This is a genomic window from Hominisplanchenecus faecis (assembly GCF_020687205.1).
GTDB lineage: Bacteria > Bacillota > Clostridia > Lachnospirales > Lachnospiraceae > Hominisplanchenecus > Hominisplanchenecus faecis.
This window is the reverse complement of the sequence record NZ_JAJEQE010000007.1, coordinates 50425-70847: the sequence shown is the minus strand read 5'-3', so window position 1 is coordinate 70847 and position 20423 is coordinate 50425. Positions and strand designations below refer to the sequence as shown.

At 50.0% G+C, this 20423-nt stretch carries 19 protein-coding genes; all 19 read left to right on the top strand.

Annotation, left to right across the window (positions count from 1 at the left end; translation table 11 throughout):
- Window positions 1-52 precede the first annotated feature (52 nt).
- The 19 genes from LKD42_RS03700 (at window position 53) to LKD42_RS03610 (ending at window position 20415) form a co-directional block, all read left to right on the top strand.
- Complete coding sequence (locus tag LKD42_RS03700; protein WP_243000661.1) at window positions 53-6382, top strand: LPXTG cell wall anchor domain-containing protein; 6330 nt, start codon at window positions 53-55, stop codon at window positions 6380-6382.
- A gap of 1 nt (window position 6383) precedes the next feature.
- Window positions 6384-6881 carry a gamma-glutamylcyclotransferase family protein gene (locus LKD42_RS03695; protein ID WP_025577045.1) on the top strand — a complete coding sequence of 166 codons (498 nt, stop codon included), beginning with the start codon at window positions 6384-6386 and terminating at the stop codon, window positions 6879-6881.
- Entirely contained in the window at window positions 6878-7693 is an 816-nt protein-coding gene (locus tag LKD42_RS03690; RefSeq protein WP_015533349.1) for a class B sortase, read from the top strand. Before LKD42_RS03695 ends, LKD42_RS03690 begins: the two co-directional genes overlap by 4 nt.
- Before the next feature lie 234 nt (window positions 7694-7927).
- Window positions 7928-9088 (top strand): methionine adenosyltransferase, encoded by a 1161-nt coding sequence (gene metK / locus LKD42_RS03685; RefSeq protein WP_117638875.1) that lies wholly within the window; start codon window positions 7928-7930, stop codon window positions 9086-9088.
- The gene (locus LKD42_RS03680; RefSeq protein WP_117638841.1) at window positions 9088-10074 is read left to right on the top strand and encodes a DUF3991 domain-containing protein; all 987 of its coding nucleotides are present in this window, start codon (window positions 9088-9090) and stop codon (window positions 10072-10074) included. Before metK ends, LKD42_RS03680 begins: the two co-directional genes overlap by 1 nt.
- A complete protein-coding gene (locus LKD42_RS03675) occupies window positions 10064-10837 on the top strand; it encodes a hypothetical protein (protein ID WP_227617220.1) in 774 nt (257 codons plus the stop codon). The genes LKD42_RS03680 and LKD42_RS03675 overlap by 11 nt, the downstream gene beginning before the upstream one ends.
- A 66-nt stretch (window positions 10838-10903) precedes the next feature.
- Window positions 10904-11716 (top strand): DNA-methyltransferase, encoded by an 813-nt coding sequence (locus LKD42_RS03670; RefSeq protein ID WP_242993077.1) that lies wholly within the window; start codon window positions 10904-10906, stop codon window positions 11714-11716.
- Between the two features lie 145 nt (window positions 11717-11861).
- Entirely contained in the window at window positions 11862-12185 is a 324-nt protein-coding gene (locus tag LKD42_RS03665; RefSeq protein WP_019162195.1) for a DUF7768 domain-containing protein, read from the top strand.
- A gap of 142 nt (window positions 12186-12327) precedes the next feature.
- A complete protein-coding gene (locus LKD42_RS03660) occupies window positions 12328-12705 on the top strand; it encodes a DUF3789 domain-containing protein (protein ID WP_117638843.1) in 378 nt (125 codons plus the stop codon).
- Window positions 12706-12831: 126 nt separating this feature from the next.
- Entirely contained in the window at window positions 12832-13140 is a 309-nt protein-coding gene (locus tag LKD42_RS03655; protein WP_055149041.1) for a plasmid mobilization protein, read from the top strand.
- A 3-nt stretch (window positions 13141-13143) separates the two neighbouring features.
- Complete coding sequence (locus LKD42_RS03650; protein WP_117638844.1) at window positions 13144-14442, top strand: relaxase/mobilization nuclease domain-containing protein; 1299 nt, start codon at window positions 13144-13146, stop codon at window positions 14440-14442.
- Window positions 14443-14447: 5 nt separating this feature from the next.
- The gene (locus LKD42_RS03645; RefSeq protein WP_117638845.1) at window positions 14448-15284 is read left to right on the top strand and encodes a PcfB family protein; all 837 of its coding nucleotides are present in this window, start codon (window positions 14448-14450) and stop codon (window positions 15282-15284) included.
- A gap of 3 nt (window positions 15285-15287) precedes the next feature.
- Window positions 15288-16226 (top strand): ArdC-like ssDNA-binding domain-containing protein, encoded by a 939-nt coding sequence (locus LKD42_RS03640; protein ID WP_008400043.1) that lies wholly within the window; start codon window positions 15288-15290, stop codon window positions 16224-16226.
- A 96-nt stretch (window positions 16227-16322) separates the two neighbouring features.
- On the top strand, window positions 16323-16637 hold the full coding sequence (locus tag LKD42_RS03635; protein ID WP_015513376.1) for a hypothetical protein: 315 nt from the start codon (window positions 16323-16325) through the stop codon (window positions 16635-16637).
- A gap of 30 nt (window positions 16638-16667) precedes the next feature.
- Window positions 16668-16919 carry a DUF4314 domain-containing protein gene (locus tag LKD42_RS03630; RefSeq protein WP_015513377.1) on the top strand — a complete coding sequence of 84 codons (252 nt, stop codon included), beginning with the start codon at window positions 16668-16670 and terminating at the stop codon, window positions 16917-16919.
- Window positions 16920-16945: 26 nt separating this feature from the next.
- Window positions 16946-18676 (top strand): VirD4-like conjugal transfer protein, CD1115 family, encoded by a 1731-nt coding sequence (locus tag LKD42_RS03625; protein ID WP_431834994.1) that lies wholly within the window; start codon window positions 16946-16948, stop codon window positions 18674-18676.
- Window positions 18676-19050 carry a hypothetical protein gene (locus LKD42_RS03620; protein WP_015533374.1) on the top strand — a complete coding sequence of 125 codons (375 nt, stop codon included), beginning with the start codon at window positions 18676-18678 and terminating at the stop codon, window positions 19048-19050. The genes LKD42_RS03625 and LKD42_RS03620 overlap by 1 nt, the downstream gene beginning before the upstream one ends.
- A gap of 75 nt (window positions 19051-19125) precedes the next feature.
- Entirely contained in the window at window positions 19126-19965 is an 840-nt protein-coding gene (locus LKD42_RS03615) for a VirB6/TrbL-like conjugal transfer protein, CD1112 family (protein WP_008400038.1), read from the top strand.
- Window positions 19966-19977: 12 nt separating this feature from the next.
- Window positions 19978-20415 carry a DUF4313 domain-containing protein gene (locus LKD42_RS03610; RefSeq protein ID WP_015513380.1) on the top strand — a complete coding sequence of 146 codons (438 nt, stop codon included), beginning with the start codon at window positions 19978-19980 and terminating at the stop codon, window positions 20413-20415.
- Window positions 20416-20423: the final 8 nt, after the last annotated feature.

Genomic DNA, 20423 nt, shown 5'->3' with positions numbered 1-20423 from the left:
CATCCGGCTGTTCTTATGCAAAATGAAGAAAAAGAAGAAAGAGGTAGAAAACATGAAGAGTAAATATCGATTCAGGCGAATCCTTTCAGGGGTGATGGCGGCAGTCACCATCTTATCCACGGTCATTTCACCGCTGACGGTGTATGCTTCGGAAGAGCCGAAAGCGGCGGAACCGCCAGCGTATGAATCCGTAAAGGATCAGCTGGATGAAAATGAAGTGGTAAAAGCCACCGATCTGGAGCTGGAAGTCGGACAGGACTTTGATGTTTCCACGGATTTTACAAATTTGGAAATCAAGGACGAAAGCAAAGTCAAAGTGACATTCCAGAAAGCAGAGAATGACGCCGGGGAGAACTTCAGCACCAGCCATGCAGACACTTACCATGCCGTTTATTATGTGGAGCCAGTCAATCAGAACCACCCGGTTTATCAGATTGGGAGAAACCTGATCGTAAAAGAGCCTGTGACAGCAGCTCAGAGTGAACCGCAGACAGAACAGGCAGTTACCGAAGAGGATACAGGTTCTGATGATGAGGAAGCTGCCTCGCAGGAAGAAACTGAGACAGTGCCTGTAGAAACAGAAATTGTTGAGCCGGAGACAGCTGAATCTGAAACAGAAGAACCGGAAGAAACAGAACCCGAATTTCAGGGTGGACTTTCTGAATCTGAGTTTGATGCCGCATTAGAGGAAGCCGAAACAGAAAATACAACCGATAAAGAATCCGGGCTGACACTCAGCGATGTTCTGGAGCAGGCAGGGGAACAGGATATTGACCTTATGGCAATGGAAGATGGGGAAACCGTTTCTTTCACCGCAGTCAATACCAGTACAAGAGCAACACAGGATGTAGATGTGACAAGAGGGACTGCATACTATTATGCAGACTACGGTCTGGGTTCTTATGTAACCTATAAATATACCGTAAAATTTGGAAACGTGTCTGCAACTGCCTACTGTGTGCAGCCGTCAAAAGCAGGACCTGGGGATGGTGTTTATAAGATCACCAAACTGGGTGACAGCAAAGCACTGGCAAAAGTATGCTACTACGGCACAAAAGCATCCGGCGAAAATGGATTTTTCTCAGAGAAACATCCTGATTTTTCCGCTGGAAAACAGTTTATCATTGTCCATCTGGCTGCGTCTTATGCCAATAACAGTAGTGACGCTTTTTCCGGTACGAATGCAACCGGACAGGCTCTGGCAATGGAACTCTACAATTATTGCATGAGCCAGCCGGAGATACCGGAAGTGGACATGAGTTTCTCCAATGCAGATGTTACCGCATATATCAGCGGCAACAGCCAGAGAACAGAAGAGATCACCTTTAAGGCATCCGAACTGCAGACCATCACCATGAAACTGCCTTCCGGTGTCAAACTGCATAATGTGACAACGGGAAAAACAAGCAGTGCAGGTGCATCCGTGGAGATCTGCGGCGGTACCAAATTCTACTTATCTGCACCGCTGACACAGGCAGTGGATGTCAAAGGGGAATGGTCTGTTACCATGAAGGGAAGCATCATCAAAGACTATTCCGCTTACAAGATCACAACCGGAAGCGAGACACAGGACCTTGCCCTGGTATTTGGCGAGGGCGTGACCGATGAGAAGTATGTAGATTTTAAAGTGTCATGGGTAAAACAGGCAACTCTGGAGATCGTAAAGAAGGACCGCAAGAGCAACAAAGCCATCGCAGGTGCAGTTTATGGCGTTTACAGTGACAAGGATGGAAAGAACTTGATCACAAAGATGCCGGCCACAGATGCCAACGGAGCTTCCAGCGTTACGATCACCAAAACACAGGATACCGTATACCTGAAAGAGATCTCCGTACCAAACGGATATCTGCTGGATACCAAAGCCTACGATGTGAAACTGGTCATCGGAGATACTGTAAAACAAACCGTTACCGATGCAGAGCAGATGGCAAGCCTGACTGTTTATAAATTAGGAGAAGTCCTGACCGGAGCAAAGGTAACTGATGATGGTGTTTCCTTTGTTTATACCGAGCAGAAACAGAAGAGTGCGGTTTACAATGTTTATGCCGCAGCGGATATTGTATCCGCAGACGGAACCGTCATTTATAAAAAAGACGCACTGGTCAAAGCCGGACTTACTACCGGGGATGACGGAAGTGTCACACTGGATAATCTATATCTGGGAAAATATGTGGTAAAAGAAATGCAGGCACCACAAAATCTGATATGCACAGGCGAAAGCCAGGAAATCACCCTTTCCTATGCCGGAAGCAATGTGGAGAAGGTCATGGGAAGCGTGACATTCAAAAATGACCGCCAAAAAGCAAGCGTAAGCGTATACAAACAGGATAAGGAAACCAGGAAATACCTTCCGGGCGGCACTTATGGCCTGTATGCCGGAAACGACATCAAAGCAGCGGACGGAACCGTTGTGGTCAAAAAAGATACCCTCATTGAGAAGGTAGTGACCGGAACAGACGGAAAAGCCGTATATCAGGCAGACCTGCCGATCGCTAACAGCTACTACATGAAAGAGGTTTCTGCACCGGCCGGATATACCAGAAACAGTGAGGATGTGTACTCTTTTACGTTCCAGTACACCACAGACAAAGAGGCAACCGTTTCTTTCAGCCACACGTTCCAGAACGAGCGTGTCAATGCGAAGATCAAACTGGTAAAAGAGGATTCCGAAACCGGAAAGACCGCACAGGGAGATGCAACCCTTGAGGGTGCGGTTTACGGACTGTATGCCCGTGAGGATATCGTTCATCCGGATGGACAGACAGGTGTCCTTTACCCGGCAGGAACGCAGATTGCAACCCTGACTACGGATACAGAGGGAAATGCAGAAATCGCAGACCTCTATCTCGGAAAGTATTACGTGAAAGAATTGACGCCGCCTGTTGGATATCTGGCAGACCCGGAAGAACATGATCTGGAGTGTAATGACGAGGGAGATCTGGTTCAGACGGTAGAACGTACCGCAACTTCTCTGGAAGATGTGATCAAACAGCCGTTCCAGGTCATTAAAGCAGCCAACAATGGTAAGACCGATGCCGATCTGTTAAAAGGTGTGGGATTCAGTGCATATCTGGAGAGCAGCCTGAAGAAAAATAAGGACGGTTCCTATGACTTTGCATCTGCAACTCCGGTTGTACTGACCGCAGACGGACAGACAGAAATGTTCACGGATGAGCGTGGATATGCATGCTCCATTCCGCTTGCATACGGAACCTACATTGTAAGGGAGACCACCACACCGCACAACTTCAAACCAGTCGATGACTTTAAGGTTGTGATCTCGGAAAACAATCCGGATCAGCCGCAGGTATGGCGTGTGCTTCTGGACGAAGAGTTTGAAGCAAAATTAAAGATCGTCAAAAAAGATGACGAGACAAAGAAATCTGTCCTGGTTCCGAATACTGAGTTTAAAGTATACGATCTGGATAACAAGAAATATGTGGAACAGGTGACCACCTACCCATCTACTATGGTACATAAATCTTATTTTACGGATGAGAATGGATACCTGATCCTGCCACAGAATCTGGCTTGTGGAAATTACCGCATCGAAGAAGTGACTGCACCGGATGGATACACCCACAGTGCCAATACCGTGGAAATCAAGGTAGACAGCGATACTGCATACCAGGAAGATCCGGTCAGCGGTGACCTGATCATCGAGGTGGAATTCGAGAACCACCCGGCAAAAGGCAGACTGACCATCCACAAGGAAGGAGAAGTAGTCAAAGGTTTTGACAAGGATTTCACCTATGAGGAAGCCAGCCTTGCAGGAGCCGTGTTTGAGGTTTATGCCGCAGAAGATATCTATACCGCAGACCATCAGAAAGATGAGAACGGCAACCGTTATCTGGAATATGCCAAAGACACACTGGTGGCAACGGTGACAACCGATGAAACCGGAAGTGCCGTAGTAGAGAACCTTCCGCTCGGCAAATACCGTGTAGAAGAGAAAAAAACGCCGGAGGGCTACACCTGGAATGCCAAAGGCGAAGAAGTAACTTTTACCTATGCCGGACAGGATACCCCAGTCGTAGACGAAGAAGTGACTTTTACCAATGAACGCCAGAAAGTAAGCATCACCGTGGAAAAACAGGATGCAGAAACAGGAAGCACGGTAGCTGGAGCTACATTCGGTCTTTACAATAAGAACGAGATCAAATCCGGTGACAAGATTATTGTGAAAGCAGATACCTTATTACAGGAGATCACAAGCGATGAAAAAGGACAGGCACACTTCACCCTGGACCTGCCGCTTGGAACTTATTATGTGAAAGAAATTTCTGCACCGGATGGTTTTGTATCTTCTGACGAGATACTGGAATTTGATGCCACCTATCAGGGGCAGGACATTCCGACCATCAAGCTGAAATCTGTGAAGAAGAACCAGCCGACCACCATCGAGGTGACAAAATCCGACCTGACCACAGGCGTAGAGCTGAACGGGGCATCCCTTTCTGTTCTGGACAAGGATGGAAATGTGATCGACAGCTGGACTTCCGTAAAGGATGAGCCTCATGTGATCAAATACCTGACCGTTGGAAAAACTTATACCCTCCGTGAATCTCTTGCACCGCTTGGTTATTTAAAGACCACGGATGTGGAATTCACCGTTCAGGATACCGCAAAAGTACAGAAAGTGGAAATGAAAGACGATGTGCCGAAAGCCCTGCTGATCGTAAACAAGAAGGGTGAATTCCTTGATAAGATCACCCTGCTGGACAATGTCAAAGGCGTTGTAGAGCATCTGTTTGAGTACATCACAGGAAGCCTGTCAGACGTTACCTTTGAGATTTACGCTGCAGAGGATATCAAAGCAGCCGATGGTGTAAGCCCGGATTATTATGCTAAGGACGAGCTGGTGGCAACCGTGACTACTGATGCAAACGGTGTTGCAGAAGTATCTGACCTTCCGGTTGGAAAATACTATGTCAAAGAGGTGGGCACAGCATATGGTTATGTGCTGGATGAAGAACCACGATATGTAGATCTTTCCTACCGTGACCAGGATACCCCGGTTGTCGTATACGATGAGGACTGGCAGAACAACCGTCAGAAAGTAAAAGTGAACGTCCTGAAGAAAGAAAAGGATACCGACCGTGTATTAAAAGGCGGCATCTTTGGACTGTACACCAGAAACGACATCCTGTCCGCATCTGGAAAGGTGCTGATGGAAGCAGATACCCTGATCGAGTTAAAAACAACAGATGCAGATGGAAAGATTTCCTTTATTGCAGACCTGCCGATCGACGGAACCTATTATGTGAAGGAGCTGTATGCACCGGATGGATTTGTCACCACCGGAGAAGAGCAGGAATTTGTTTTTGAGTACCAGGGGGATAAAGAAGTAGAAGCATCCTATGAATTTGTATTTGAAGATGAGCCGACAACCGTGGAGCTTTCCAAAACCGATCTGACCACGGGCGAGGAACTGCCGGGAGCCAGATTACAGCTGACGGATGAAAACGGGGCTGTTGTTGAGGAATGGACATCCACCAAGGAGCCGCACATCATCAAAGAACTGGTTGTAGGAAAATCTTACACCCTGACAGAAAACAAGCCGGCCGATGGATATGCCACTGCGGAAAGCATCACATTCACCGTAGAGAATACTGCGGAGATCCAGAAACAGGTAATGGAAGATGACGTGACCAAAGTGAAGATCAGCAAAACGGATATTACCGGAGATAATGAGATCGAAGGAGCCAAACTGACCATCACAGATGAAAATGGCAACATCGTAGAAACCTGGACTTCCGGTAAAGAGCCGCATTATATCGAAAAACTTCCGATTGGTAAATACACCCTGAAAGAAGAGCAGGCTCCAAACGGTTATGTCGTTGCAGAGGAGATCACCTTCGAGGTGGCAGATACCGCAGAGATCCAGAAGGTAGCCATGAAAGATGACACCGCAAAGGGACGTCTGATCATTGAGAAAACAGATAAGGATACCGGAGCAGCACTGAAAGATGCAGAATTTGAACTGAGGGATGCGGATGGCAAAGTGGTAGAAACCCTGACCACTGATGAAAACGGCCATGCAACCAGCGGACTGCTTGCAATCGGAACTTATAAGGACGGCAAATTTGATAAGGCAGCCACCTATTATCTGGTTGAGACCAAAGCACCGGAGGGCTATCAGCTGGATGAGACCAAACATGAGGTGACATTTACCTATGTAGATGACAAAACTCCAGTGATCGAAGTCATCCAGAAAGTGACGAACGAGAAGCTGCCGGAGGATACCCCGTTTGTAAGCAACCCGAAAACAGGCGATGACACCAACCTCTGGATTCCGGCCCTGTGCCTGATTCTTTCCGCAGGCGGTCTGATCGGCATGGGTGTGGCATCCAGAAGAAAGAAGAAAAAAGGGGGCAGATAGGCTGAAACAATTATATTTTGCGTATGGAAGCAACATGGATCTGGACCAGATGGCATATCGGTGCCCAAAGGCGGAGGTGGTAGAAATCGTCCGCCTGGAGGGGTATCGGCTGACCTTTGCAGCCGCAGGAAGCGGCCTTGCCACCATCTTCCCGGAAGAGGGAAGCCATGTGGACGGCGTCCTCTGGTCACTGACCGGGGACTGTGAAAAGAGCCTGGATCTTTATGAAGGCTATCCTGATTTTTACGACAAGCAGGAGATCACTGTCAAGAACAAAGATGGAAGAGAGATCAAAGCCATTGTCTATATCATGACAAAAGATTACATGCAGAACTTTAATCCGCCCGGACGGTCGTACCTGACTGGGATCTTAAAGGGCTGCAGACAGAACCAAATCCCGACAGAGCCGATCCTGAAAGCAGCAAGGAAACCGCCTGTGCCGGGAAAGACGCAGAAGAGTCAGCCAAAGAAGCAGAGAAAAGCCGGACAGGAACGATGAAGAAAAAACCAAAGACAGGAATCTTACAGAGGTTTTTCAAGATCATCTGCCTTGCAGTGACGCTGACAAGTGCCGGGTTTCTGATTTACCACATGGTATATCTTCCAATGGAGAACAAAAAGCTGGTGGCAGAGCTGAAAGGGAATTTCCCGGAGCCGGAAGCTCCGGGAGCCTCAGGCTCTGAAAAGAAAGACCAACCAGCTGGAAGAAAATGCCCGGTGGCTGCGGTAGACCTTGTTTCTCTTCGGGAACAATACCCGGATGTGCAGGGATGGCTGACAATACCGGATACCGGGATTGATTACCCGGTGCTTCAGTCCGAACAGGAGAATGGGGAGTTTTACCTGAAACGGAATTACAAAAAGGAATATGACATCAACGGAAGCCTGTTTTTACAGGCAGACTGTAAAGTGTCTGAAAGTCGGAACCTTATCATTTACGGTCACAACATGAACAGTGGGGCAATGTTCGGAAATCTGGACTTATATGCAGATGAAACGTACTATCAGGAGCATCCCTTTGCTTATCTTCAGACAGAGGATAGCATTCAGGAATACCGAATTGTCACGGTGCTGAAAGCAGACAGGAATTTGTTCCCATTCCAGCAGAAACTCGCAGATGCGGAGGCAGTGCAGGAATATTTAAAAGCAGCTAAGCAGAGGGAAGTGTTCGAAACCGGGGATGATTACCTGAAGTGTATATACGATAAGGTTTTGACGCTCGTCACGTGTTCATATGAATGGAGCGGTGCCAGGAACATCGTCCTGGCGGTGCCGGTTTCCGGGGCAGTGTGGAGTCAGAAGTGTTCGTAAGTACCAGAAAAGTGCAGAAAATGAGACAAATAATGACCGCACGGGCAGGGATGTGTTCAAAACAGGGGGATTATGTAAGGGTGTGCATTGGTAGTATTTAGGTTGAAAAAAGTGTCTGAAAGTACCAGAAAAGTGCAGAATGTGAGACAACTTATAACCCAGATCCGGCAGAAAGTGTTCCAGAAAGGAGCGTTTCCTGCCGTTATTATTTACTTGGAAAGGATGGTAACGATTATGAAACGATTTTATACAGCAGAATCCGTAACAGAAGGACATCCGGATAAGCTCTGCGACCTGATCGCAGACAGCATTCTGGACGCGTGTCTGAAAGAGGACGAAAATTCCAGAGTGGCCTGCGAGGTGCTGGCGACCAAAAGGAACATCATTGTAGCAGGAGAGATCACCAGCCGATTTGAGCCACAGGTGTTTGAAATCATCAAAAAGGTGCTGGAGAGTGCAGGCTATGAAGCAGAGGAAATCCACATGGATGCCCTCATCCACAAACAGAGTCCGGATATCGCCGGGGCAGTGGAGAGATCCAGAGAACGAAGGGCAGGGACTGTTTCTGTTCAGAGCGGACTTGCCAGCGGTGCCGGGGATCAGGGCATCATGATTGGCTACGCCTGCGATGAGACACCGCAGCTTATGCCGATGCCAGTGGTTCTGGCGAACCGCATTGTAAGGGAACTGTCTGCAAGCCGTAGAAGCGGATATATCACGGGAATCTTGCCAGATGGAAAGGCGCAGGTGACCGTGGAGTATGAAGATGACAGACCTGCCCGGCTGGATACCGTCATTGTGTCCTGCCAGCATGAAAAGGAAAAATCCCTTCGGAAGCTGGAGCATGAGATCCGGGAGAAAGTGTTACGCCCGGCACTCCGTATGCTGCCACCGGATGAGGATACCAAGATCCTGATTAACCCATCGGGCAGATTTGTGTGCGGAGGTCTGGATGCAGACACCGGACTGACCGGAAGGAAACTAATGGTGGATACCTACGGCAGCCTGGTACCGCATGGCGGCGGTGCATTCTCCGGGAAGGATTGTTCCAAAGTTGACCGTTCCGGGGCATACATGGCCCGTTACATCGCCAAAAACATGGTAGCTGCCGGACTTGCCAGCCGATGCCAGGTGTCCCTTGCCTATGCCATCGGGGTTGCCCAGCCAGTCATGGTGCAGGTGGATACCTTTGGAACCGGAAAGATCTGTGCGGATGACTGCCTCGCCGCTGCGATTCCTCTGGTGTTTGGGCTTACCCCAAGCCAGATTAGTGACACCCTGCACCTGAAGCGGCCGATCTACCGACAGAGTGCCGTGTTCGGGCATTTTGGAAGAAAGGAATTCCCGTGGGAGAAAACGGATAAGGCAGAGCAGCTCCGGGATACCGTGATGTAATGCCGTGGATTCCGGAAGAAGAGATCAAACGGGCAAGGGAGATCACCGCCATTGAGTACCTGAAGAAATACCAGCCGAACCGCCTGAAAAAATCTTCAGCCAGAAATGAATGGGAGCTGACAGACCACGATAGCTTTAAAATCAACGAGCTCACCAGCCAGTGGCACTGGAAATCCAGAGATATCGGGGGAACCAGTGCATTAAATTTCCTGATCCATGTAGATGGGTGTTCCTTTCTGGAGGCAGTGCAAATGCTGAAAGGTGAGTATCCCACCTACATCCCTCCGCCTGTGGAGACAAAGCCCCAAAAGCCGTTTGTCTTGCCGCCAGCCAGCCCGGACTGCCGCAGGGTGTTCCGATATCTGAAAGAGCGGGGCATCAGCAGCGAGGTCTTACAGCAGTGTGTTCATCTGGGAATCCTGTATGAAAGCCTGCCCTATCACAATGCTGTGTTCGTAGGCAAGGACGAAAATCAGGTGGCAAGGTATGCTTTCCTGCGTGGGATTTACGATGCCAGCGGAAAGTCTTTTAAGATGGAACAGGCCGGAAGCGAAAAGGCATACGCTTTTTGTGTTCCGGCACAAACAGGATGCAGACGGGTTGCTGTTTATGAAGCCTGTGTGGATGTGCTTGCCCACATGACATTGGAACAGAGACAGGGAAGCCGGGATAAGTACCGTCTGGAACTTGGCGGGATCAGCGCACCAAAAGAAGGGCAGAGCCAGCGGAGCATGAAAAAGCCGCAGGCATTGGAACATTTTCTGTCCCAGCACCCGGAGATCACCGAGATCGAAGTGTGTACCGACAATGACTTTGCCGGACGGTGGGCGTGTGAACATATCCGAAAAGCCTACGAGGGAAACTATCAGATCATCGAGAACCTGCCGGAGATCGAAGGGGCAGACTGGGCAGACGTGGCAAAGATGGCTGCCCGTACACCAGAGAAACGGCAGAACAGAGAAGCGAGGTGGTGCCTTGAAAGATAAAATAGAAGTGGAAATGCTGTCACCTCTGATGGCAGAGTTTATTCCGGACTATTCAGACATTGTGGATCTGGATGATGCGGAGCCATTGGAAGGACCTGACCTGGTGCAGTATCAGACATCCATAGCAGAAAAGGTTGATGAAATCAACCGGCTCGGTATGCCTGACAACCAGCCATGCAACCTGATTGATTATTTTGACCGAAACAAGGACATTAAGGAAAAAGTGGAACGCATTACAATGGCGGTAAAAGAACAGGAGGGTGTTTTATATGGCTGTGCAAACCTGACACTCCGGGAGAATCTGACCCCAGAGGAATACCGTGTGGTGGGGCAGTATCTGAGAGGGCAGTACAGCGATGGCTGGGGAGAAAGTCTGGAACAGCGGGAGATCAAGGTAGACGGTGGTGAATTATACTTACATTTCTATGTTGGTGCCGGCTCGGATTTCCAGATACAGGTGAAAGCACCAGAAAACGAGATGCAGGAAAAGCAATCGAAACCAAAGCCGTCCCATCTGAAGCTGAAACTCTTAGGGCATGACGGAAATATTTTCTCAATCCTTGGCGATGCCTCAAGATTGCTCAGATGTGCCGGGATGTCCGAACAGGCCAACGAGATGGCAGACCGTGTCCACAAGAGTGGCAATTATTATGAAGCACTGGGAATCATCAGCGAATATGTGGAAACCGAACTGTCGGATCACCATGAACCGCCCAGAACGCCGAGAAAAGAAATACCGAAAAAAGAGGATACCTGCCGATGAGCAGTTCCCTAAAGAAAAGCACTTCCAGAGAAATCTGGAAAATAAGCGACCGAAAGGATGATGCCTATGGGAAATACCCTGAAACTTGAAGATCTTTTAAAACCGGACTGCCTGCCGGATGAGTCTGCCGGAGGGGCGAACTGGCGTATCCTGCATGGGGATACCTTAAAGCTGGTAAAAGGATTCCAGCCGGGAATTTTTGATGCAGTCGTGACCGATCCGCCTTATGCGTCTGGGGGAACCAAGCAGAATGAACGCAACCGTACCACTAACCAGAAGTACAGCAGTATGAAAGCGGAAAACGCCCTGCCGGATTTTGATGGGGATAATAAGGACCAGCGTTCCTGGACCCACTGGATGGCAGAATGGCTGTACGATGTGCGGAAAGCCTGCAAGAGAGGGGCTCCGATCTGCCTCTTTATTGACTGGAGACAGTACCCGTCCATTACCGATGCCCTTCAGTGGGCAGGCTGGATCTGGAGAGGAACCGCAGTCTGGGACAAGGGAAACTCCCGTCCGCAGAAAGGCAGGTTCCGCCAGCAGGCAGAGTATATTGTATGGGGAAGCAACGGCCCGATGCCGATCAACCGCCCGGTGTCCTGCCTTCCGGGTGTGTTCCGTTATGGAAATCCACAGAACCGCATCCATGTGACAGAGAAGCCGCTCCAGCTGATGAAGGATGTCATCCAGATCTGCGAGCCGGGCGGCCTGATCTTAGATCCGTTTGCCGGAGCTGGTACTACCATCCTTGCGGCGGCAGAGTCAGGCTATCAGGCGGTCGGCATCGAAGTGACGGATGTGTATTATAAGCTGGGAAGCGACCGTGTTCGCATTGCACTGGAAGCATTGGAAGAAGCGGAAAACGAAGAATCGCAGTAACCGGATGTCTGCCAGACATCTGAAAAAAGAAAGAAAAGAATCCAGATGTCCACAAGACATCCACAGAGCCAGAATGCTTTGTGGGTGTTTTTTAGATCATGCCGGATAGAGGTAAACTGTCCGGTCAGGAAAGGAGATGGTCGTATTGGAACAGGCACTTGCTTATGTCTGCTGTTCTGCAGAAGAGGGAAAGACCAAAGTACAGCGGTACTGCAGGAAGATCTACGAATTGGGATATGTGCCGATCTGCCCGCAGTACAGCTTTTCCCCATTCCTTGATGATGGGGACGCAGAGGATATGCAGGCCATGCGGAGAATGTCCCACCAGATCTTAAGGCGGTGCAGGATGGTGGTCGTCTGCGGAAAAGAGACCACCGGGACGATGAACACGGAGATCAGCATGGCTGACAGACTCCATATCATCTGTACCACACTGGATGGGTTGAGCAAAATCAAGGAAAATGAATGATTCAGAAAAACGACTGGTTCAGAGGGGACGAAACCGGATGCGACTGGTTTTGCAAGCATAGCGTTTGGATATCCAAGCGCACTTTGGGGAGAACCCCAATCCCCCATACCGAGCCGTAAACAGACGAAAGGAGAACGAAAAAATGTTGGGATTTATACTTGGCACAATGACTGGAGGAGTAATGGGCGTTTTTGCAATGTGTCTTTTCATAGCTGGAAAGCGGGAGGACGAGGCGCTGGAGCGGTGCCGGATAAAACGGAAAGAGATCATCGACCACGGCGTGTGCATCTGTTTTGTAAACAGCCAGGGAGAGGAACTGTTCCGTCTGGCAGACGGGGAGAGCCTTGTGCAGAATGCCCCAAATGGAGAGCGGAACGTATCCACCTGCCACTATCTGGATGCCGATTCTGCTATGATCGATGGGAAGAAATGGAACCTTCTGGAATTTGCAAAAGAGATGGAAAAGAGGGGAATCATGCTTGCCCCGATGGAGCTGTGCCAGGTACCGGAAAGGGGGTGAGGCCTATATGAAGAAAAAGATCATTGCTGCAGCCGTAGCCATTGGCGTGCTGACAGGATTCCTGATCTGGAAAAACCGTGAAATGTAATGGAGTAATCAATAACCCGTTGGAAAGCAGGTGAAGAGATGAGAAAAAGAAACCATGTGATACCAGTCCGCCTCAATGCAAAGGAGCTGCGTTTTCTGGAAGAACAGGTAGAAAAAAGCGGCCTGTCCCGTGAGGAATATATCCGTTCCATCGTCATGGGCGGCGAAGTCCGGGCAAGACCCTGTGAGCATCATGCAGAGCTTTTACGGAAAATATCCGGTCTGTGCAACAATGCCAACCAGCTTGCCCATGTAGCCAACGGCTGTGGGATGGCCGGGGAAGAGAGTATCCGGGAAATGCTCCGCATGACGAAAGAGACATGGAGGCTGGTCAAAGAGGAATGGTAGCCGATGGCATACACCAGTATCATCCCGGTCAGCCGTCTGGACAATTCCATCACTTACATCCGAAATAAGGATAAGACCACAAAGAAAGGGCAGAGTGCCGGCTCTCTGGAAGAAGCCATTGATTACGCCATGAACCGGGACAAGACAGAGCGTTCCGTTTTTGAGGATGCCATCGGCTGTGTCTGCGAGACTGCCTATCAAGATATGGTAGAAACGAAGAAACGCTACCACAAGATGGACGGGGTACAGGGCTACCATCTGGTGCAGAGCTTTGCCAAAGGGGAAGTCACCCCGGAACTGGCACACCAGATCGGCATGGAGCTGGCAGAAAGGCTCCTTCAGAGAAAATACGAAGCAGTCATCACCACCCATCTGAACACGGAGCATTACCACAACCACATCGTGTTTAATTCCGTTAGCATGGAAGATGGGAAAAAGTACCACAGCAACAGCAGGAGTTACTATGAGGATGTGCGGAAAGCTTCGGATGCCTTATGCCTGAAATACGGCTTATCTGTCATCGAGCCGAAAAACGGCAAAGGGAAGTCCTATGCCCAGTGGATGGCAGAACAGGACGGAAAGCCGACCTGGAGAACCTCGATCCGTCTGGATATCCGGGATGCGGTGGCAGAAAGCTTCACATGGAAACAGTTTCTGGACCAGATGAAGCAGAGGGGATACCAGTGGAAGCTGAACCGGAAGTACATTGCATTAAAAGCACCGGGGATGGAACGGTATATCCGTCTGCGGAGCCTGGGGAAGCATTACTCAGAAGAGAGTATCCGGCAGTGGATCTTACAGCCAAAGAGCAGGACACCTGCTGGGAAAGAAGGAATTTCCCGAACCCCGAAAAAGAAGCTAAAGGGGATACAGGCCCTGTACTATTCCTATCTGTATCAGATGGGTGTTCTAAAGCAGAAGCCGAAAAGGATCTCCCCGGTGCTCCGGGCAGATATCCGGAAACTGGATGCCAGGATCGAGCAGATGGAATTTCTCCAGAAGCATCAAATCACCACCCGTGAAGAACTGCTCGCCTACCGTACCCCGTTGGAAGAACAGGTGCAGGCACTCACGAAAGAACGGAAGCGGCTCTACCGGAGCGAACCGGACGGTGTCAGGATCGGTCAGATCAACAAAGTACTGAAGCCGCTTCGGAAGGATATCCGCATTTGTATCCGGATCGAACAGCAGTCCAGAGAGATGGAAGAGCGGATGCGTCTGGCAGAGCAGATCCAGAGACAGGCAGAACAGGAAGAAGATAAGACGGAGAAAACCAGACAAAAGGAAACAGAAAGCAGGTGAACGATATGAATTATGGAGGCGATGCGGCGGACCAGATCGTCCGGTATTCCCTGGACGGCGTGGACCACGGGCTCAGGCTTTCGGGTACGCTGGCAAAGCATCTGGCGGTATTTGTTGCCGCCGTATTAAAAGACCAGAAGAAAACGAGGGGCAAGACCAGAATGGTGCGGATGTTAAAGGAGAACAAGCCATTGAAGTTCTTCACTGTGCCATCTGACCGCCTGCGTGAATTCTGCAGTGAGGGCAGGAAACGAGGACTGCTCTATGTGATCATCCGGGATAAAAAGAACCCGGAGATGAGCGAGGTCATGGTCTTTGCCGATGATGCAGCCAAAGTCAACCGTGTCATGGATAAGATGAACCTTGATTTTGTAAGGAGCGAAGTCGGGGAAGCTGTCCATGAGGTAACCGCCGGAATGGAAGCACCGGAAACCGAAGCAGTACAGGAAACTGTGCAGATGCCGGAGGGCGAGGTGCAGTTTGAAATCAGCGATCTGGACGAAGCATTCCAGGTCGGTGACATGGACTTTTCTGAAGAGGAAAAGAACCAGAATCATCCCGAAAAGGAGTTTTCCGAACCGGAAAATTTTATCCCGGTGCAGGAAGAGGGGGAAGAGAATCTGTCCGGCTCTTCCTTGCACAGCAGAAATATTTCTACCGGGCAGGAAAAAGGGACTGATGCAGGGCAGAGGGAACAGGAGCGTCCCAGTGTCCGCCGGGAGCTGGAGAACATCAAACGGGAAAAAGCAGAGGAATCCCAGAAGCGGAGCCGGGAAAAGAACCGTGGACCAAGGAAAACGCAGAAGAAAGCAAGAAATAAACGAAAGGTGAAAGCGAGGTAGGAGATGGACCTGACAAAATTTTTAGGGCAGGACTCGCAGGAGCAGTCCGCCCAGCGGTTATCGAAAGAAGAATATGCCGCACAGAAAAAGCAGGAGAGGGAAGAAATCTGGGGTATGATCGATGGAAAGGCACAGGAGGTCTTCCAGAATGGGGACTCCTTAAAAGGATTCCTTGATTTTATGGGACAGTGCAAGCCGCAGAGGACAGACAACCTGTTCCTGCTTTATGCACAGAATCCGGAGATCCGGCAGGTCAAGACCTTTGAAAAATGGAAGGAAGAAGGCAAGGTAGTCAAGACCGGAAGCAAGGGATACAACTTCATTGTCGGACAGGAATATGAAAAGGACGGTGTCATCCAGCAGGGGTACTCCATCCAGAAAGCCTATGACATCAGCCAGATCCGTACCAAGCAGCCGGAAGAGGCAGAGCCAAAGCCGATGGACCAGCTGATGGAAGCACTGCTGACCGACAGCGAGGTACGGATTCAGATCGCAGACAATCTGCCGGATAAGGTACAGGCACAGTACATCCCGAACAAGCGGACGATCTATGTCCGAAATGGCATGAGCGAAAATGCAACGTTCCATTCCATCAGCCGGGAGTTGGCCTGTGCATCCCTTGACCATCACGATGGAAGCTACAGCCGGGCAGGGGTATCGGCACAGGCCTATTGTGCGGCGTATGTGACAGCACAGAAATACGGCGTGGATGTCTCCGGTTTTTCCTTTGACAAGGTATGCCAGATGCAGGCATTCGGACAGAAAGATCCGAAAGAACTCCGCTCCTTTATCCAGGATGTAAAGAGTGCAGCCTATTCCATTGGCAAGCAGGTAGACCGCAACCTTGGCAAAAGCGAGCAGGAATTTATGACCGATGAATTTGCCATCCCGGAGGAAAAAACGGAGAAACCTGCCAAGAGTAAAAAGTCTCCGGAACGCTGATAAAAAGGGGCTTTTCCGGCTCTTTTGCAGTAGCTTTCCGGGAGGAAGTGTGGTATGTTGTGGTTGAGAAAAAAGAGGAAATAAGGAGGCTCGCCTATGACAAGAATGCGATATGTAAAGATGGACCGGATCATGAACCACATGCTGATCCATGCACTCCGGGAAGTGTTCCGGCAGGAAAAAGAACAGGGGCTTCCGGTGGATACCACACGGGATCTGGTTCTGAAGCTGGCAGAGCAGGAAGAGGGAAAGCTCTACCTGACAGAAGCCGAACACAGCAAATCCGTGGAAGCCTTAAACCAGCTCCGGGACACATACCTGAAAAACGGACGCTATTCCGATGGGATCGACAGCGTCCTGTTAAAGATCATGAAATCCAGATACCGCCCATACCGTGGAAGGGGAAGATGAAGAAAGGATGTGGTACAAATATACAGAAATATGACACAAGAAAGAATAGAAGCCATGCGGAGAAGATATCCGCCGGGAACCGAGGTCACGCTTAACAGCATGGAGGGGGAGAGCCACATGCCACCCGGCTTAAAAGGTAAGGTGGATATGGTAGACGATGCAGGGCAGATCCACGTAAACTGGGAGAATGGAAGCAGCCTTGCCCTCGTTCCGGGAGTGGACAGCTTCCACATTACGGACCTGCCAAGAGCAGAGAGGCCCAAACAGCAGCCATCCCGGTAACAAACAGCCGGAAGTCAGACTGGGTGATTTGGCTTGCCGGACTGCCTGTCATCTGGTGGGTAGCAATCCTGCTTGCGGATGCCATCCAGCCGGGCAGGAATCTTTTCGAGCTGATGGAGGTTCTCACAGAAAAGCTGAACCATCCCTTCCAGTTTCATTATACGGAATACACCATCAAGTCGATGCTGGTCTGCACGTTACTTTACGCAGCCGGGATCGGCATTTTTTATTCCAGTCAGAAGAACTACCGCAGAGGGGAAGAACATGGCTCTGCCAGATGGGGCGATGCCCGGCAGATCTGTAAGAAATATAGCAAGAAGCCGTACTCCCAGAACATCCTGCTGACACAGAACTTCCGCATTAGCCTTGACACCCACAAGCACCGCAGATGTCTCAACATTCTCGTAGTGGGAGGCTCCGGTGCAGGAAAATCCAGAGGCTTTGCCCTGCCAAACATCATGCAGTGCTGCTGTTCGATGGTCATTACAGACCCCAAAGCGGAGCTGCTCCGAAAGACAGGGGGCTTGCTGGAGAAAAAGGGATATGAGGTGCGTGTCTTTGACCTCATCAATCCCGACACATCTTTTTGCTACAATCCATTCGAGTACGTTCACGATGATAAAGACGTACTCCGTCTCATTTCCAATCTGATACAAAACACCACACCTAAAGGTTCCCAGTCCTCCGATCCCTTCTGGGAGAAGAGCGAAACCGCACTGCTTCAGGCACTGATGCTGTACCTGCTCCACGAAGCTCCGCCGGAAGAACAGAACTTTGCCATGATTATGGAGATGTTAGGTTCTGCCCAGGTAAAAGAAGAGGACGAGGACTACGAGTCCCCTCTGGACATTTTGTTTGACCGTTTGGAGATGCGGGACCCGGACAGCATTGCCGTGAAGCAGTACCACATCTACAAGCAGGCGGCAGGAAAGACCGCCAAGTCCATCCTGATCAGTGTCGGTGTCCGTCTGGCAGCCTTCAACCTGCCGCAGATCGCCAAACTGACCAATACCGATGAGCTGGATCTTTCTAGCATGGGCGAGAAGAAAGTAGCCCTTTTCTGCTGTATCCCGGATGCGGATACTTCTTTGAATTATCTGGTAGGCATGATCTACAGCCAGCTTTTCCAGACGCTTTATTACATGGCAGACCGTGTGCATGGCGGTGCCCTCCTGGTTCCGGTCAACTGCATCATGGATGAATTTCCAAACGTATCCCTGCCAAATGAGTTTGAGAAGATCCTGGCAACCTGCCGATCCCGTTCCATTTACTGCAGCATCATCATCCAGAACATGAGCCAGTTAAAAGCTCTGTTCAAAGACTCCTGGGAGAGTCTGGTGGGCAACTGCGATGAGTTTTTATACCTGGGCGGCAACGAAAAAGAGACACACAAATATGTATCAGAATTACTGGGGAAAGAAACCATAGACACCAACACCTACGGGCAGACCAAGGGCAAATCCGGCAGCTACTCCACCAACTTCCAGCAGAGCGGAAGGGAGCTGCTGCAGCCGGATGAAGTCCGTATGCTGGACAACCAGAATGCCCTTCTGTTTATCCGTGGGGAACGGCCCATACTGGATGCCAAGTATGACCTGATGAAGCATCCCAACATCCGGTATACCGAGGACGGCGGTGCCGGCCCGTTCAACTATGCGAAAGCACCGCTGGCACATGACGATTTTGTGTTTGATGAAACAAGATATGACGATTACGAACTGCTTCTGGATGAGGACATCATCGGGGAGCTTTTTTGATGGGAGGAATGCCAATGAATTTACTGAAAAATAAGAAACACACAGAAACCAGGAAAGAGACCGCACCGCTGAAGATGAAGAGAGGGCAGAAGAAACTGTTTGCTCTGTATGCAGTCATGGTACTGTCGATCTGCATTGGGGCGACCTGCGTTTATGCCGCAGGCGATCCGCTGACCGTAGTCAATAACCTGTCCACGTTTATCTTTTCCCTAATCCGTGCCATTGGCCTGATCCTGCTGGGATTTGGTATCGTGCAGGTCGGCCTGTCCTTAAAGAGCCACGATCCGAGCCAGAGGGCAAACGGATTTCTGACACTGGCAGGCGGTATCATCATTACTTTTGCAAAAGAGATCCTGGACCTGATCATGGGATAGGAGAAGAGACCAGAAGGGGAGCCATGCGAAATGCCGGCTCCCTGCTCACTTTTGCAGGATGGGAGGTGAAACTGTTTGAGTGATAACTGGATCGTACAGAATCTAAATTCTGCCTTGCAGACCTGGAGCGACAAGCTGGCTGAGATCTGGACACTGCTGACGCAAAGCCCGGAGAATTTCAAGGGCGGGGCGATCTGGAGCGTGATGACGAACATCAACGGTGGACTGAAAGCCATCGGGTACGGCCTGCTGGTTCTGTTCTTTGCGGCGGGGCTTGTGAAAACCTGTGGGAGCTTCACGGATATGAAAAAGCCGGAACATGTAGTGAAAGCCTTTATCCGTTTTGCACTGGCACAGGGAGCCGTCATGTCCGGCATGGAGCTTTTGACCGCGATCTTTTCCATTGTGCAGGGCATCGTAACAAATATCATGTCCCACTCCGGGATGGCGGGTGGAACTGTAACGGAGTTGCCTTCGGAGATCGTGGACAAGATCGAAGCGGTGGGGATGCTGGAATCTATCCCTTTGTGGATCGTAACTTTATTAGGAAGCCTGCTGATTACGGTATTGTCATTTGTCATGATTCTGACTGTATACGGGAGAATGTTTAAGCTGTATATGTACACAGCCATCGCACCGATTCCATTGGCAACCTTTGCCGGGGAGCCAACCCAGTCTGTAGGAAAGAACTTTATCCGTTCCTACGCCGGGGTATGTCTGGAAGGAGCCATCATCGCACTGGCCTGCATCATCTTTTCGGTGTTTGCATCAAGTCCGCCGGCCATCGGGGACACCAGCCTGTCCGCCGTGACCATTGTCTGGAATTACGTCGGGGAACTGGTATTTAACCTGCTGGTACTGGTCGGGGCAGTCAAGGCATCCGACCGTATCGTAAAAGAAATCATGGGATTATAGGAGGCGAAAAAAATGGAAGAACCAAAGACACTGAGCTACGACTGGCAGTATGGCCGGGAGGAATTATTTCTCAGGGTAGACAGTTACATGAGCGATGACAATCTCTATATCGGGCTTTACCATATGGAAGATGGATACCCGGAAAGCTTTGCAGACCTTACGGTAAACCTGCCTTTTGCTCCGCTGGGCGGTATCAATGAAGCCTATATCGACCACAATTTCAGCAAAGAAAAGCTTCGTTTTATAAAGCAGCATAAGCTGGGAACGATACAGCCGGATACCGCATCCTCCGGTTACTGCATCTTCCAGAGGGTTGCATTCGACCTGAAAAAACTGGCAGAGCTTGATCCGGAAGGAACAAAAAGATTTATGGAAAGAAATGGCATCCGGCAAAGGGATGTACCAAAACAGAAACAAAAGAAAAAACAGAGATTACAAAGAGAAAGGTAGAAAACAAC

Bases quoted from the DNA above. Each gene is read 5' to 3' on its own strand.
- LKD42_RS03700 (WP_243000661.1), top strand. From the start codon at position 53: ATGAAGAGTAAATATCGATTCAGGCGAATCCTTTCAGGGGTGATGGCG.
- LKD42_RS03690 (WP_015533349.1), top strand. From the start codon at position 6,878: ATGAAGAAAAAACCAAAGACAGGAATCTTACAGAGGTTTTTCAAGATC.
- metK (WP_117638875.1), top strand. From the start codon at position 7,928: ATGAAACGATTTTATACAGCAGAATCCGTAACAGAAGGACATCCGGAT.
- LKD42_RS03680 (WP_117638841.1), top strand. From the start codon at position 9,088: ATGCCGTGGATTCCGGAAGAAGAGATCAAACGGGCAAGGGAGATCACC.
- LKD42_RS03670 (WP_242993077.1), top strand. From the start codon at position 10,904: ATGGGAAATACCCTGAAACTTGAAGATCTTTTAAAACCGGACTGCCTG.
- LKD42_RS03660 (WP_117638843.1), top strand. From the start codon at position 12,328: ATGTTGGGATTTATACTTGGCACAATGACTGGAGGAGTAATGGGCGTT.
- LKD42_RS03655 (WP_055149041.1), top strand. From the start codon at position 12,832: ATGAGAAAAAGAAACCATGTGATACCAGTCCGCCTCAATGCAAAGGAG.
- LKD42_RS03650 (WP_117638844.1), top strand. From the start codon at position 13,144: ATGGCATACACCAGTATCATCCCGGTCAGCCGTCTGGACAATTCCATC.
- LKD42_RS03645 (WP_117638845.1), top strand. From the start codon at position 14,448: ATGAATTATGGAGGCGATGCGGCGGACCAGATCGTCCGGTATTCCCTG.
- LKD42_RS03640 (WP_008400043.1), top strand. From the start codon at position 15,288: ATGGACCTGACAAAATTTTTAGGGCAGGACTCGCAGGAGCAGTCCGCC.
- LKD42_RS03635 (WP_015513376.1), top strand. From the start codon at position 16,323: ATGACAAGAATGCGATATGTAAAGATGGACCGGATCATGAACCACATG.
- LKD42_RS03630 (WP_015513377.1), top strand. From the start codon at position 16,668: ATGACACAAGAAAGAATAGAAGCCATGCGGAGAAGATATCCGCCGGGA.
- LKD42_RS03620 (WP_015533374.1), top strand. From the start codon at position 18,676: ATGGGAGGAATGCCAATGAATTTACTGAAAAATAAGAAACACACAGAA.
- LKD42_RS03610 (WP_015513380.1), top strand. From the start codon at position 19,978: ATGGAAGAACCAAAGACACTGAGCTACGACTGGCAGTATGGCCGGGAG.